The sequence below is a fragment of the Microbacterium sp. AC132 genome, from assembly GCF_979258525.1.
In genome coordinates, this window is the sequence record NZ_OZ409862.1 from 3,104,590 (window position 1) to 3,118,816 (window position 14,227).

The following is a 14,227-nucleotide window of genomic DNA, read 5'->3' on the forward strand; positions in this document are numbered from 1 at the left end:
CCATGACGAGCCCCGCAGAGATCGCCGCCACCGGAGCCCGGATCCTGGCCGCCGTGCGAACAGTCGTCGTGGGCATGGACGACCCGGTCGAGATCGCTCTGGCCTCGATCCTCGCCGGCGGTCACGTGCTGTTCGAGGATGTGCCGGGCCTGGGGAAGACGCTCGCCGCGCGCAGCCTCGCCTCGGCGCTGGGGCTGTCGTTCCGGCGCTTGCAGTGCACTCCGGACATGCTCCCCGGCGATGTCACGGGGTCGTACGTCTACGCTCCGGACTCGGGGGACTTCGTCTTCCGGCCGGGGCCGATCTTCACCGGACTGCTGCTCGCCGACGAGATCAACAGGACCACGCCGAAGACGCAGTCGGCGATGCTCGAGGCGATGGCGGAGCGTCAGGTGACCGTCGAGGGCAACAGCTTCGCCCTGCCCGCGCCGTTCCATGTGATCGCGACGTCGAATCCGATCGAGTACGAGGGCACGTACGCGCTGCCCGAGGCACAGCTCGACAGGTTCATGGTGCGGCTGTCCGTCGGCTATCCGGCGGCGGAGAGCGAGGCCCGCATCCTGGAGAACCGCGTGAGCAGGCGCCAGGAGGCTGCTCACATCGCTCCGGTCATCGACGCCGCTCAGCTCATCTCCCTGCAGGAGGCCGTCGAGGCCATCCACGTCGACCCGGACATCTCGCGCTACTGCGTCGAGATCGCACGCGCCACCCGGACCGCGGCGAACGTCGAGGTCGGTGCGTCGCCGCGGGGTTCTCTGGGTCTGCTGCTGCTGGGACGAGCGCTCGCGGCTCTGGATGGCCGCGACTTCGTCCGTCCGGACGACATCAAGCGGATCGCCGTGCCCGTGCTGGCGCATCGTCTCACGCTCACACCTCAGGCGTGGGCCCAGGGCGCGTCGGCATCCGATGTGGTGCGCTCGGTCGTCGGACAGGTGGCTGTTCCGCCGACCGTCGGAGTGCTCGGATGACGGACGGACCCGACGCGGGGCGTCGCGGTCCTGTGTTGTCCGTGGCGATCGGAGGCGCTGTCCTGCTCGCCGCGGTCGGCCTTCTCGCAGGAAGACCCGACGTGGTGGCAATGGGGCTTCCTCTGGCCATCTGGAGCGGTTTCGCGATCGCGCGGGGCACATCCGGCGCGGTGACGAAGATCGCGATCGACGCGGTGCCCGGGCGCGATGGCGAGCTGCTCACGTCGATCGCGGTGGACAGCGATGCGGATGCCGTCGAGGTGGTGGTGGTGCAGTCGGAGCGTCGCAGCAGACGCGTGATCGTGCCCGGCGGTGGCTTCACATTCACTGCGCGGAGCAAGGTCCTGCACTCCGGTCCGACGATCCCGGTCCAGGCGGCAGCGAGGGGGTTCTCCTTCGAGGGAGCGGCGCTCTCGTCGACGTCGGACCTCGCCGCCATCAGGCGTCAGGTGGCCCCGCCCCGCCGATCACTCGACGCGCTCCCGCTGCCGCGACGACTGACGGGGTCGCATGGCGCGCACGAGGGGCGTCGGGCGGGTCAGGGCGGTGACTTCCGGGACATCCACCCCTTCGCGCCCGGCGACGAACTCCGCCGCGTGGACTGGCGGGCGACGGCGCGGATGTCCCGTCGGCCAGGCGATCTGATGGTCCGTCGGACCAATACGCTCAGCGACTCGTCGGTCGTGGTCGCCATGGACACGTCTGAGGATCTGGGTGAGGTCGTCGCCTCGTGGGGGAGCGGCGACCGCGAACGCAGCGGCGTGACCTCCCTCGACCTCGCGAGGGAGGCTGCGCGAGCCATCGCCGACTCGGCCATAGGCGAGGGCGACCGCGTCGCACTTCACGTGCTCGTGCACGGCGGCCGGTCGTTGAGGAGCGGCGGCGGCTCGAGGCACCTGGCACGGGTCGTGGCGGCCATCGCCGCGACCGGTCAGGCGAGAGACGACGCGACTTTCCGTCGCACTCCTCCCGTGCCGCACGGCTCGGTGGTCTTCGTGCTGTCGACCTTCTTCGAGGGCGCCGCCGCTCGGACCGCGCTGATGTGGAGGGCCAGCGGCCACAGAGTCGTCGCCGTCGATGTCCTCCCTCCGCTCGACCGTGCTCGGCTCACCCGTGCGCAGCTGATCGGCTTGCGCACCGTGCTCGCAGAGAGGGGGAACGTGTTCGCGGATCTCCACGGCGCCGGAGTCGACGTGCTCTCGTGGGCCTCGGACCCGTCCTCGGCGATGCGTGCGATCGCGAGGGCCAGGCGATGAGAGCGAACGACACGCTACGGACGGGTCCTTCCGTCCCGGGACTCGTCGTGAGGGGCGCGCTCGTCGTCGCCGTCGCCGCGGGTGCTGCCATGCTGTGCCCGTTGCTCGGATGGCAGGTGGCGGCAGTCGTCCTGGCGATCATCGCCGCCGCTCTTCCGCAGACCTTCGCGGCCTGGGGGTCGATCGGATGCCTCGTGATCGGGATGCTGATCTCGGAGCCCGACGTCGGGCGCGCGATGATCGCTGTGCTCGCGGTGCAGGTGATCCATGTCCTCATGTCGCTCTCCCTCGTGATCCCGGCCGGCTCCCGCGTGATCGTGACCGCCCTCCGTCCGAGCCTGGTGAGGCTGATCGTCGTGCAGGCGATCGCCCAGCCGATCACCGTGGCCGTCATGGTGGTCATGCGCATCGACACCCCCGCGTCGCTGCCGACAGTGCCCTGGGCCGCTGTCGCCGGGGCCGGAGCCGTGGTCGCACTCGTCGCGACCCTGCTCACGCGGGCGAACCGCGGTACTCGAGAGCACTGATCGCTTCCCTGTGAGCCCTCACGGAGCCAATGTCGGTGGCCACTCGTAGACTTGATCAGTGCCTATCGTCCCGGTTGCAACCCCAGGAAAACTCAGTGTCCGCGGTGCCCGCGTACACAATCTCAAGAACGTCGACATCGACATCCCACGCGACTCCCTCGTCGTGTTCACCGGCCTGTCCGGATCGGGAAAGTCCAGTCTGGCCTTCGACACGATCTTCGCTGAAGGACAGCGTCGCTACGTCGAGTCGCTGAGCGCCTACGCGCGTCAGTTCCTCGGTCAGGTCGACCGACCGGACGTCGACTTCATCGAGGGCCTCAGCCCTGCGGTGTCGATCGACCAGAAGTCGACCAACCGCAACCCGCGGTCCACGGTCGGAACCATCACCGAGATCTACGACTACATGCGTCTGCTGTGGGCGCGGATCGGGATTCCGCACTGCCCCGAGTGCGGTGCGCGCATCCAACGTCAGACCGTCCAGCAGATCGCCGACCAGCTCATGGAGCTGCCCGAGCGCACCCGCTACCAGATCGTCGCGCCCATCGTCTCGCAGAAGAAGGGCGAGTTCGTCGACCTGTTCCGCGAGCTGGGAGCCAAGGGCTATTCGCGCGCGATCGTCGACGGCGACCTCATCCAGCTCGCCGAGCCGCCCACGCTCAAGAAGAGCTACAAGCATGACATCGCCGTCGTCGTCGACCGCCTCGTCGCGACAGACGACATCCTCGGTCGAGTCACGGACTCGGTCGAGACCGCGCTCGGGCTCGCCGGCGGCGTGGTGCAGATCAACTACGTCGACGCAGAGGGCGACGACGCGTGGCAGTCCTTCTCCGAGAAGCTCGCCTGCCCGAACGGCCACGCGCTCACCCTCACCGAGATCGAACCGCGCACGTTCTCGTTCAACGCGCCCTTCGGTGCCTGTCCGGCCTGCTCGGGTCTCGGCACCCGCATGTCCGTCGACATCGACCTGATGCTCGGCGACGAGGAGCTCTCCATCCGCGAGGGCGCGATCATCCCGTGGACCACCCAGGGCAAGGGGCTCTTCCAGTACTACGAGCGGCTGCTCGAGGGATTGGCCGACGACCTCAACTTCTCTCTCGACACCCCGTGGCAGGATCTGCGCGTCGACGTTCAGGACGCGATCCTGCGCGGCGACAACTACAAGGTCACCGTCAAGTTCAAGAACCGCTATGGGCGCGAGATGCGCTATGCATCGGGGTTCGAAGGCGTCGTGCCGTACATCGAGCGGCAGTACGCCCAGGCCGAGTCCGACACGCAGCGCTCGCGCTGGGGCGAGTACCTCCGCGAGGTCCCCTGCCCGGTGTGCGACGGCAACCGACTCAAGCCCGAGGTGCTCGCGGTGCAGGTGCACGGGCATTCGATCGCCGAGGTGTCGCACCTGAGCCTTGCCGACGCGCGGTCGTTCATGGAGACCCTCACCCTCAGCGATCGTGAGGCGAAGATCGCGGCTCAGGTGCTGCGTGAGATCCGCCTGCGACTCGACTTCCTCCTGCAGGTCGGGCTCTCCTACCTCAACCTCAGCCGGTCCGCCGGGTCGCTCTCCGGTGGAGAAGCGCAGCGCATCCGACTGGCGACGCAGATCGGCTCCGGGCTCACCGGCGTCCTCTACGTCCTCGACGAGCCGTCGATCGGTCTGCACCAGCGTGACAACCGTCGTCTGATCGACACCCTTCTGAAACTTCGCGACCTCGGGAACACGCTCATCGTCGTCGAGCACGACGAAGAGACGATCGAAGCCGCTGACTGGGTCGTCGACATCGGACCGGGTGCCGGCGTGAACGGCGGAGAGGTCGTGCATTCCGGTCCGTATTCGGCTCTGTTGAACGAGCCGAACTCGATGACGGGCGAATACCTCTCGGGTGCGCGCGAGATCCCCACTCCGGCGAAGCGTCGCAAGCTCGACAAGAAGCGCATGCTGAGCGTGGTCGGCGCCCGCGAGAACAACCTCAAGAACGTCAGCGTGAACTTCCCGCTGGGCGTTCTCACGGCGGTGACCGGCGTGTCGGGTTCGGGCAAGTCGTCGCTCGTCAACGACATCCTGTACCAGGTGCTGGCTTCGCGGCTCAACGGCGCCCGCACGGTTCCCGGAAAGCACACGCGTGTGTCAGGGCTCGACAACCTCGACAAGGTCGTGCACGTCGATCAGGCACCGATCGGCCGCACGCCGCGGTCCAACCCGGCCACCTACACCGGCGTGTTCGACCGCATCCGCTCGCTGTTCAGCGAGACCCCCGAGGCGAAGGTCCGTGGCTATCAGCCAGGGCGATTCAGCTTCAACGTCAAGGGCGGCCGCTGCGAGGCGTGCTCGGGCGACGGCACGATCAAGATCGAGATGAACTTCCTGCCCGACGTGTACGTCGACTGCGAGGTCTGCCACGGCAAGCGCTACAACCGCGACACGCTGTCGGTGCACTACAAGGGCAAGAACATCGCCGAGGTCCTCGAGATGCCGATCGCGGAAGCGGCCGAGTTCTTCGAGCCCATTCAGGCGATCCACCGCTACATGAAGACCCTCGTCGACGTCGGGCTCGGGTATGTGCGCCTCGGTCAGTCGGCGACGACTCTCTCCGGCGGCGAGGCTCAGCGCGTCAAGTTGGCCACCGAGCTCCAGCGGCGCAGCAACGGTCGCAGCATCTACGTCCTCGACGAGCCGACCACCGGTCTGCACTTCGAAGACGTGCGCAAGCTCCTCGAGGTACTGAACGGACTCGTCGACAAGGGCAACACGGTGATCGTCATCGAGCACAACCTCGATGTGATCAAGTCCGCGGACTGGGTGATCGACCTCGGGCCCGAGGGCGGCTCGGGCGGCGGCGAGATCCTGGCGACCGGCACTCCCGAGCAGATCGCGCGAGTCGAGGACAGCCACACGGGTCAGTTCCTCGCCGAGATCCTGGGTGAGGGGCGCTCTGCGCGGAAGGCCAGCTGATGGCCGACGTCCTGCCGTACAAGCCGCGGGCTGGTGAGATCCCCACCAACCCCGGCGTGTACCGCTTCCGCGATGCTGATGGACGCGTGCTGTACGTCGGCAAGGCCAAGAACCTGCGCCAGCGACTGTCGAACTACTTCGCTCCGCTGCGCACGCTCCACGAACGCACGCGGCGCATGGTCACCACGGCGTCGTCCGTCGAGTGGACCGTCGTCTCGACGGACGTGGACTCGCTGCAGCTGGAGTACATGTGGATCAAGGAGTTCGATCCGCCCTTCAACGTCCGCTACAAGGACGACAAGTCCTACCCGTTCATGGCCGTGACCCTGGGTGATGAGGCGCCGCGCGTGATCGTGACCAGGAACCGCAAGATTCCCGGTGCCCGCTATTTCGGTCCTTATCCCAAGGTCTGGGCGGTGCACGAGACGATCGACCTGATGGTCAAGGCATTCCCGATCCGCACCTGCAGCGACTCCAGCTACAAACGCGCGATGCAGACCGGCCGGCCGTGCTTTCCCGGGCAGATCGGCAAGTGCGGCGGGCCGTGCTCGATGACGGTGACGATCGAGGAGCACCGTGCCATGGTCGACGACTTCGTCGCCTTCATGGCGGGCGGCGATGAGCGCTTCACCCGAGAGCTGACCAAGCGGATGCTGGCGGCGTCGGCCGCGATGGATTACGAGGCCGCCGCCAGATACCGTGACAAGCTCACCGCGATCGAGGCCGTGCTCGGCAAGAGCGCGCTCGTGCTCGCGACCGACGAGGATGCCGACCTCTTCGGCATCGCGGAGGACGAGCTGGCTGCCGCCGTGCAGCACTTCGTGATCCGCGGCGGGCGCGTCCGCGGTGTTCGCGCGATGACGATCGAGAAGGAGATCGACATCTCGACAGCCGATCTCGTCGACCAGGTGCTGCAGCGCGCGTACGGCGATGCGCAGGATGTGCCCCGGCGGATCATCGTGCCGACCCTTCCCGACGACGCGGCCGAGCTCGAGGTCTGGCTGCGCGAGCGGCGAGGCAAGAAGGTCGAGATCGCCATCGCCCAACGGGGGCAACGCGCTGATCTCATGCGCACGGCGACCCTCAACGCGCAGCAGGCCCTGATCAGGTACAAGACCCGTCGTACGAGCGACTACGTCGCACGAACCCAGGCTCTGACCGATCTGCAGGAGGCGTTGGGGATGTCGGAGGCGCCGCTTCGCATCGAGTGCTTCGACATCTCGCACCTCGGTGGCACGAACGTCGTCGCCTCGATGGTGGTCTTCGAAGACGGACTTCCCCGCAAAGACCAGTACCGGTCGTTCAACATCGCCGAGACCACCGACGATACGGACTCGATGTACCAGGTGCTGCGTCGTCGACTCGCCTACCTCGATCGTCCGGAAGAGATCGATGAGCCCGCATCCGCAGCGGTCCCCGTGGAGGCGGGAGACGAGTCCGAGGACGTCGTCGTGGAGGTCAAGCGCAAACCGCGCTTCGCCTATCCGCCTCAGCTGCTGCTGGTCGACGGTGGACAGCCCCAGGTCGAAGCGGCGGCACGTGCACTGCGAGACGCCGGGCACACCGAGATCGCCGTGTGCGGCATCGCCAAACGGCTCGAGGAGATCTGGCTCCCGGGGGAGGACTTCCCGGTGATCCTGCCGCGCACCAGCGAGTCGCTCTACCTGCTGCAGCGGCTGAGAGACGAGGCCCACCGGTTCGCGATCACGCACCAGCGCAAACGACGCAAGAACGACATCACGTCGATCCTGGCCGAGGTGCCAGGCCTCGGCTCCTCGAGGATCAAGGTCCTCCTGAAGCACTTCGGCTCCGTCACCGCGCTGCGCTCCGCGCCTCTGGAGGCGATCCAGGAGGTGCAGGGGATCGGTCCTGTCCTCGCACAGAACATCCATACGCATCTCTCCACTCGCTAGGCTGGAGCCAGCGGGGGAGAAGGAGTAACCATGACTGACGGGGACAAAGGCGAGTTCCTCATCGTCACGGGCATGTCGGGCGCAGGGCGCACGACGGTAGCCAACGCACTCGAGGACCTCGGCTGGTACGTGGTCGACAACCTGCCGCCGCAGATCCTCCGACCGCTGCTCGACCTCACGGACATGGGCGGTGACGCTCTGCCGAAGGTCGCAGCGGTGGTCGACGTTCGCGGGCGCAACCTCTTCGACGACTTCCCGGGCGTCGCGAGGGCGCTGAGATCGCGTGGTTCCGTCCGCGTGCTGTTCCTGGACGCGTCGGACGATGTGCTCGTGCGTCGGTTCGAGGCGGTTCGCCGACCCCACCCGCTGCAGGGGGACGGCACTCTGCTCGACGGCATCCGCGTCGAGCGCCAGCGACTGGCGCCGATCCGCGAATCGGCCGATCTCGTGGTCGACACCTCCGCACTCAACATCCATCAGCTCGCCACCCAGGTCTCCGACCTCTTCTCGGAAGCGGGCGCAGCGAGGCATCGTGTGACGCTCATGAGCTTCGGTTTCAAGTACGGTCTCCCGACCGACGTCGACCTGGTCGCGGATATGCGCTTCCTCCCGAACCCGTTCTGGAACGAAGAGCTGCGGGGCCTGACCGGTCAGGACGAGTCCGTCAGGGACTACGTGCTGTCACGCGAGGGCGCCGCCGAGTTCCTCGATTCGTATTCGGCGGCACTCACTCCGGTGCTCGAGGGGTATCAGCGCGAGAACAAGAGCCATTCGACCGTCGCGATCGGCTGCACCGGCGGAAAGCACCGCTCCGTGGCCATGGCGGAGGAGCTGGCCCGTCGGCTCGCCTCCGTGCCGGGAGTGGCCGTCAACGTGCGTCACCGGGACCTCGGCAGGGAATAGCAAGAGCCTCCGTCAGAGTAGGCTGGAGGTTTGCGCCGCGATCCGGCGCGTGAGCGTAGAGGAGTGTCGTGGCACTAACGACCGACGTCAAGGCTGAGCTGGTCAGCATCCGTAATGCACCCCCGACGGTGCGTGTCGCGGAGGTCACCTCGATCCTCCGGTTCGCCGGCGGACTGCACTCCATCGCCGGGCGGGTCGCCGTCGAGGCGGAGGTGGATGCCGAGATCCTCGCGCAGCGTGTCGCGCGCGACCTCGCCGAGATCTACGGAGTCCGACCGGAGATCGCACAGGTGCAGTCGAGCACGGCGAATGACGGCGCGCGATGGGCTGTCCGGGTCATCGCCTCGGGGGAGACCCTCGCACGCCAGACCGGTCTGCTCGACCAGCGTCGGCGTCCGGTCCGCGGACTCCCCAACCGTCTCACCACTGGCTCTCGCGCTGAAGTGGCCGGTCTCTGGCGGGGTGCGTTCCTCGCCGCGGGAACGCTGAGCGAACCCGGCCGATCGGCCATGCTCGAGGTCGCCTGCCCGTCATCCGAGGCCGCCATGGCACTCGTGGGCGCGGCGCATCGCCTGGGTGTCGCCGCCAAGGCGCGCGAGGTGAGAGGCATGCCGCGCGTCGTCGTGCGTGAGGGCGAGGCGATCCGCACCATCCTCAGCGAGATGGGTGCTCAGAAGACCGCGGTCGCCTGGGAGGAGATGCGCCAGCGTCGCGAGGTGCGTGCGGGCGTCAACCGTCTCGTCAACTTCGACGATGCCAACCTCCGTCGCTCCGCGCAGGCCGCCGTCGCCGCCTGCGCGCGCGTCGAGCGGGCCCTGGAGATCCTCGCCGACGAGGTGCCCGACCACCTCAAGGTCGCGGGCGAGCTGCGTCTCGCGCACCGCGACGCGAGCCTCGACGAGCTGGGTCACCACGCTGATCCGCCCATGACCAAGGACGCCGTCGCCGGCCGCATCCGCCGTCTTCTGGCGATGGCGGACAAGCGTGCCCAGCAGGAGGGCATCCCGGGAACGGAAGCAGCCGTGCCCGCGGGTCTCGACGTCTGACCACAGCGAACGACATCAGCGAGGCGATCCCTGTCAAGGGGTCGCCTCGCTTCGTCATATGGGGGAAGGATCAGGGTCGGCGACGCGTTGTCGTCACTAGGATGAGTTACGTCCGCTCTACGTCGCACATCGGCGGCGCAGAGGATCGGCAAGCGCCGCGGCGCGGCGCGGATTGGATGAAAGCGACATGGCGACCTACACGCTCCCCGACCTTCCCTACGACTTCGCAGCCCTCGAGCCGCACATCAGCGGCAAGATCATGGAGCTGCACCATGACAAGCACCACGCGACCTACGTCGCCGGCGCCAACACCGCCCTCGAGCAGCTCGCCGAGGCGCGCGACAGCGGCAACCTGGCGAACGTCAACAAGCTCGAGAAGGACCTCGCGTTCAACCTCGGCGGTCACGTCAACCACTCCATCTTCTGGACCAACCTCTCGCCGACCGGCGGCGGACAGCCCGAGGGCGAGCTCAAGGCAGCCATCGACGAGTTCTTCGGTTCCTTCGAGAAGTTCCAGGCGCACTTCACCGCGAACGCCCTCGGAATCCAGGGCTCCGGATGGTCCGTCCTCAGCTGGGACTCGATCGGCCAGCGCCTGATCATCCAGCAGCTGTTCGACCAGCAGTCGAACACGGCACAGGGCACCGTGCCGCTGTTCCAGCTCGACATGTGGGAGCACGCCTTCTACCTCGACTACCTCAACGTCAAGGCCGACTACGTGAAGGCCGCGTGGAACATCGCCAACTGGGAGAACGTCGCCCAGCGCTTCGAGGTCGCCCGCGAGAAGACGAACGGCCTGCTGGTACTGTCGTAATCGGGTCGCGTCCCGACGGGCCAAGTCTCGTCGGGACGCCATCTCAGCCAAAAACCCCCGCGCACCGCGCACGCACGATTGCTGCGCACAGCGCACGAGAAACAGGGAGACCTGAGTGTCTGTCAAGATCGGTATCAACGGCTTCGGCCGTATCGGACGCAACTACTTCCGCGCGGCTCTCGCGCAGGGAGCGGACATCGAGATCGTCGCTGTCAACGACCTCACCGACAACAAGACCCTTGCCCACCTTCTGAAGTACGACTCCGTGGGCGGCGTCCTCGATGCTGACATCAGCTACGACGACGAGAGCATCACGGTCAACGGCAAGGCCATCAAGGCGTTCGCCGAGCGCGACCCCGCCGGCCTCCCGTGGGGCGAGCTGGGCGTCGACATCGTCATCGAGTCGACCGGCTTCTTCACCAAGGCCGAGCTGGCCAAGAAGCACATCGAGGCAGGGGCCAAGAAGGTCCTCATCTCGGCTCCCGGCACCGGCGTCGACGGCACGTTCGTCATGGGCGTGAACGAGGACACGTACAACCCGGAGACGGATCACATCATCTCCAACGCCTCCTGCACGACCAACTGCCTCGCCCCGCTGGCCCAGGTCTTCAACGACGCCTTCGGCATCGACCGTGGCTTCATGATGACGGCTCACGCCTACACGGCAGACCAGAACCTGCAGGACGGTCCGCACAGCGACCTGCGTCGTGCACGCGCCGCAGCGATCAACATCACCCCGGCGTCGACCGGTGCCGCGAAGGCGATCGGCGAGGTTCTGCCCGAGCTCCAGGGCAAGCTGAGCGGCTCGTCGTACCGCGTTCCGGTTCCCACCGGCTCGATCGTCGACCTCACGCTGATCACCGACCGCGAGAACCTCACGGTCGAAGAGGTCAACGAGGCGTACAAGAAGGCTGCTGCCGACGGACGCCTCGCCGGTTTCCTGCAGTACAACGAAGACCAGATCGTCTCGAGCGACATCGTGCACAACCCGCACTCGTCGATCTTCGACGCCACGCTGACCAACGTCAGCGGCAACCTGGTCAAGGTCTCCAGCTGGTACGACAACGAGTGGGGCTACTCCAACCGTCTCGTCGACCTGACCGAGTACGTGGCAGAGCGTCTCTGAGACACCTCCCATGACTCTGCGCACCCTGGATTCACTGGGTTCGCTCGAGGGCAAGCGCGTCATCGTCCGTTGTGATCTCAACGTCCCCCTGCGGGATGGGATCATCACGGACGATGGCCGTGTCCGCGCCTCGTTGCCTACCCTCAACGCACTGATCAACGCGGGCGCCCGCGTCATCGTGTGCTCGCACCTCGGCCGCCCCGACGGTGCGCCCGACCCGCAGTACAGTCTCGCGCCGGTCGCCCAGCGGCTGTCCGAGCTGCTCGGCAAGCCGGTGGCGTTCGCTCGCGACACCGTCGGCGAGTCGGCGCAGGAGGCCGTGGCCTCGCTCGAGGACGGCGGCATCGTCGTCATCGAGAACCTGCGGTTCAACCCGGGGGAGACCTCGAAGGACGACGCCGAGCGCGGCGCCTTCGCGGCTCAGCTGGCAGAGCTCGGAGACGTCCTCGTCTCCGACGGCTTCGGTGTCGTGCACCGCAAGCAGGCGAGCGTCTACGACCTCGCCGAGCTGCTGCCGTCGGCCGCCGGTCTACTCATCGCAGCCGAGCTGGACGTGCTCGACCGTCTCACCGAGAACCCCGAGCGCCCGTACGCGGTCGTCCTCGGCGGGTCGAAGGTCAGCGACAAGCTCGGAGTCATCTCGCACCTGCTGCCGCGCGTGGATCGCATCCTCGTGGGCGGCGGTATGCTGTTCACCTTCCTGAAGGCGCAGGGTCACGCGGTGGCGTCCAGCCTCCTCGAAGAGGACCAGCTCGAGACGGTCCGCGGCTACATCGCCGAGGCCGAGAAGCGCGGTGTGGAGCTGGTGCTCCCGACCGATGTCGTCGTCGCATCCTCGTTCTCCGCTGATGCGGAGCACGAGGTCACCGCTGCCGACGCCATCGAGAGCACCGCGTTCGGCTCCTCGGGCATCGGCCTGGACGTCGGCCCGGAGACGGCAGCGCGGTTCGCGGAGGTCATCCGTGGGTCGAAGACGGTGTTCTGGAACGGCCCGATGGGCGTGTTCGAGTTCCCAGCCTTCGCCGGCGGCACCAAGGCCGTTGCGCAGGCGCTCACCGAGGTCGACGGCCTCAGCGTCGTCGGCGGCGGGGACTCGGCCGCGGCCGTGCGTCAGCTCGGTTTCACCGACGACCAGTTCGGTCACATCTCGACCGGCGGCGGCGCAAGCCTCGAGTTCCTCGAGGGCAAGAAACTACCCGGCCTGGAGGTGCTCGGATGGGTGTGAACACCCGTACCCCGCTGATCGCGGGAAACTGGAAGATGAATCTCGACCACCTGCAGGCGGTCGCCTTCGTGCAGAAGCTGCACTGGACGCTCAAGGATGCCAAGCACGAGGACGGCTCGGTCGAGGTTGCGGTCTTCCCGCCCTTCACCGACATCCGCAGCGTGCAGACGCTCATCGACGCCGACAAGATCCCGTTCGCCCTCGGCGCGCAGGACCTCTCGGCTCACGACTCCGGCGCCTACACCGGCGAGATCTCGGGAGCCTTCCTGGCGAAGCTGGATGCGAAGTACGTGATCATCGGTCACTCGGAGCGCCGTGAATACCACGCGGAGTCCGATGACGTCGTCGCGGCCAAGACGAAGGCCGCGCTGAAGCACGGTCTGTCGCCCGTCATCTGCGTCGGGGAGACGGCTGAGGATCTCGAGAAGTTCGGGGCCAGCGCGGTGCCCGCGGGGCAGCTGGAGGCCGCTCTGCAGGGTCTGTCGAAGGATGCGGACATCGTCGTGGCGTACGAGCCGGTCTGGGCCATCGGCTCCGGACAGGCGGCGACGCCGCAGCAGGCGCAGGATGTCTGCGCTGCGCTGCGCACGGTGATCGCCAAGGTTCTCGGCGACGACGCTGCGGCGCGCACCCGGATCCTGTACGGCGGATCGGTCAAGGCGGCCAACATCGCCAGCTTCATGCGCGAGCCTGATGTCGATGGCGCACTCGTCGGAGGCGCGAGCCTCGTGGTCGACGAGTTCGCCGCGATCATCCGCTTCGAGAAGCACGTCGGCGTGTGAGTGTGGCGGGGCTCCGGCCCCGCCGCACCGTATACTTGACCGTTACCGGGGCAATCCTGCCCCAGCGAAAGGCTCTTCCTCGTGGAAATTCTCGAGTTCGTCCTGCAGGTGGTGCTGGGCATAACCAGCGTCCTGCTGACTCTCCTCATCCTCCTCCACAAGGGTCGCGGTGGCGGCCTCTCCGACATGTTCGGTGGAGGCATGACGTCAGCTGTCGGCTCGTCGGGTCTCGCTGAGCGCAATCTCAATCGCTTCACGGTCATCCTCGCTCTGGCGTGGTTCGTGTCGATCGTGGCGCTCGGTCTCATCACGAAGTTCGAGGTGATCTGATGGCTACCGGCGGCAACGCGATCCGAGGGACCCGAGTGGGTTCCGGCCCCATGGGCGAGCAGGACCACGGCTACCACGCCGACCGCATCGCGGTCTCGTACTGGGACGGTCTCGGCAACGAGACGGTCCGCTACTTCGCCGCGGGGCTCCCTGAAGAGGAGATCCCCGAGACGATCGACCACCCGCAGTCCGGTCTTCCGGCGGGTCGCGACAAGGCCAACCCGCCTGCCCTCGCGAAGCCGGAGCCCTACAAGACGCATCTCGCGTATGTGAAGGAGCGTCGCACCGACGCAGAAGCCGTCCAGCTTCTCGAAGATGCGCTCACCCAGCTGCGTGAGCGTCGGGGTCAGTGACCTCGATCTGATCTCCTGACAGAAGCCGCCGCGATCC

The 14,227-nt window shown here is 67.2% G+C and carries 13 protein-coding genes; all 13 read left to right on the forward strand.

The genetic code is table 11. The features are described 5' to 3' along the window. Positions 1-2: 2 nt before the first annotated feature. The 13 genes from ACZZZQ_RS14915 (at position 3) to ACZZZQ_RS14975 (ending at position 14,190) form a co-directional block, all read left to right on the forward strand. The gene (locus ACZZZQ_RS14915) at positions 3-968 is read left to right on the forward strand and encodes an AAA family ATPase (RefSeq protein WP_056278936.1); all 966 of its coding nucleotides are present in this window, start codon (positions 3-5) and stop codon (positions 966-968) included. Further along, positions 965-2,224, forward strand: a complete 1,260-nt coding sequence (locus tag ACZZZQ_RS14920) for a DUF58 domain-containing protein (RefSeq protein WP_463507848.1) — start codon at positions 965-967, stop codon at positions 2,222-2,224. Before ACZZZQ_RS14915 ends, ACZZZQ_RS14920 begins: the two co-directional genes overlap by 4 nt. Further along, complete coding sequence (locus ACZZZQ_RS14925) at positions 2,221-2,751, forward strand: hypothetical protein (protein ID WP_187249803.1); 531 nt, start codon at positions 2,221-2,223, stop codon at positions 2,749-2,751. The genes ACZZZQ_RS14920 and ACZZZQ_RS14925 overlap by 4 nt, the downstream gene beginning before the upstream one ends. A gap of 58 nt (positions 2,752-2,809) precedes the next feature. Continuing rightward, complete coding sequence (gene uvrA, locus ACZZZQ_RS14930; protein ID WP_463507849.1) at positions 2,810-5,698, forward strand: excinuclease ABC subunit UvrA; 2,889 nt, start codon at positions 2,810-2,812, stop codon at positions 5,696-5,698. Further along, positions 5,698-7,611, forward strand: a complete 1,914-nt coding sequence (gene uvrC, locus ACZZZQ_RS14935) for an excinuclease ABC subunit UvrC (RefSeq protein ID WP_053096661.1) — start codon at positions 5,698-5,700, stop codon at positions 7,609-7,611. The genes uvrA and uvrC overlap by 1 nt, the downstream gene beginning before the upstream one ends. Before the next feature lie 30 nt (positions 7,612-7,641). Beyond that, positions 7,642-8,514: an RNase adapter RapZ gene (rapZ, locus tag ACZZZQ_RS14940; RefSeq protein WP_053096659.1), complete on the forward strand. Its 873-nt coding sequence runs from the start codon at positions 7,642-7,644 to the stop codon at positions 8,512-8,514. Between the two features lie 68 nt (positions 8,515-8,582). Beyond that, positions 8,583-9,560, forward strand: a complete 978-nt coding sequence (gene whiA / locus ACZZZQ_RS14945) for a DNA-binding protein WhiA (RefSeq protein ID WP_042540784.1) — start codon at positions 8,583-8,585, stop codon at positions 9,558-9,560. 187 nt (positions 9,561-9,747) lie between these two features. Then, positions 9,748-10,374, forward strand: coding sequence for a superoxide dismutase (locus tag ACZZZQ_RS14950; RefSeq protein WP_042540783.1), 627 nt, complete (start codon positions 9,748-9,750; stop codon positions 10,372-10,374). A 115-nt stretch (positions 10,375-10,489) separates the two neighbouring features. Continuing rightward, positions 10,490-11,500 carry a type I glyceraldehyde-3-phosphate dehydrogenase gene (gene gap / locus ACZZZQ_RS14955; protein WP_053096657.1) on the forward strand — a complete coding sequence of 337 codons (1,011 nt, stop codon included), beginning with the start codon at positions 10,490-10,492 and terminating at the stop codon, positions 11,498-11,500. A 10-nt stretch (positions 11,501-11,510) separates the two neighbouring features. Further along, positions 11,511-12,725, forward strand: coding sequence for a phosphoglycerate kinase (locus ACZZZQ_RS14960; RefSeq protein ID WP_463507850.1), 1,215 nt, complete (start codon positions 11,511-11,513; stop codon positions 12,723-12,725). Then, positions 12,716-13,507 (forward strand): triose-phosphate isomerase, encoded by a 792-nt coding sequence (tpiA, locus tag ACZZZQ_RS14965; protein ID WP_053096653.1) that lies wholly within the window; start codon positions 12,716-12,718, stop codon positions 13,505-13,507. Before ACZZZQ_RS14960 ends, tpiA begins: the two co-directional genes overlap by 10 nt. Positions 13,508-13,588: 81 nt before the next feature. Then, positions 13,589-13,837 carry a preprotein translocase subunit SecG gene (gene secG / locus ACZZZQ_RS14970; RefSeq protein ID WP_053096652.1) on the forward strand — a complete coding sequence of 83 codons (249 nt, stop codon included), beginning with the start codon at positions 13,589-13,591 and terminating at the stop codon, positions 13,835-13,837. Beyond that, a complete protein-coding gene (locus tag ACZZZQ_RS14975; RefSeq protein WP_042540778.1) occupies positions 13,837-14,190 on the forward strand; it encodes an RNA polymerase-binding protein RbpA in 354 nt (117 codons plus the stop codon). The genes secG and ACZZZQ_RS14975 overlap by 1 nt, the downstream gene beginning before the upstream one ends. The last annotated feature ends 37 nt before the right edge of the window (positions 14,191-14,227 follow it).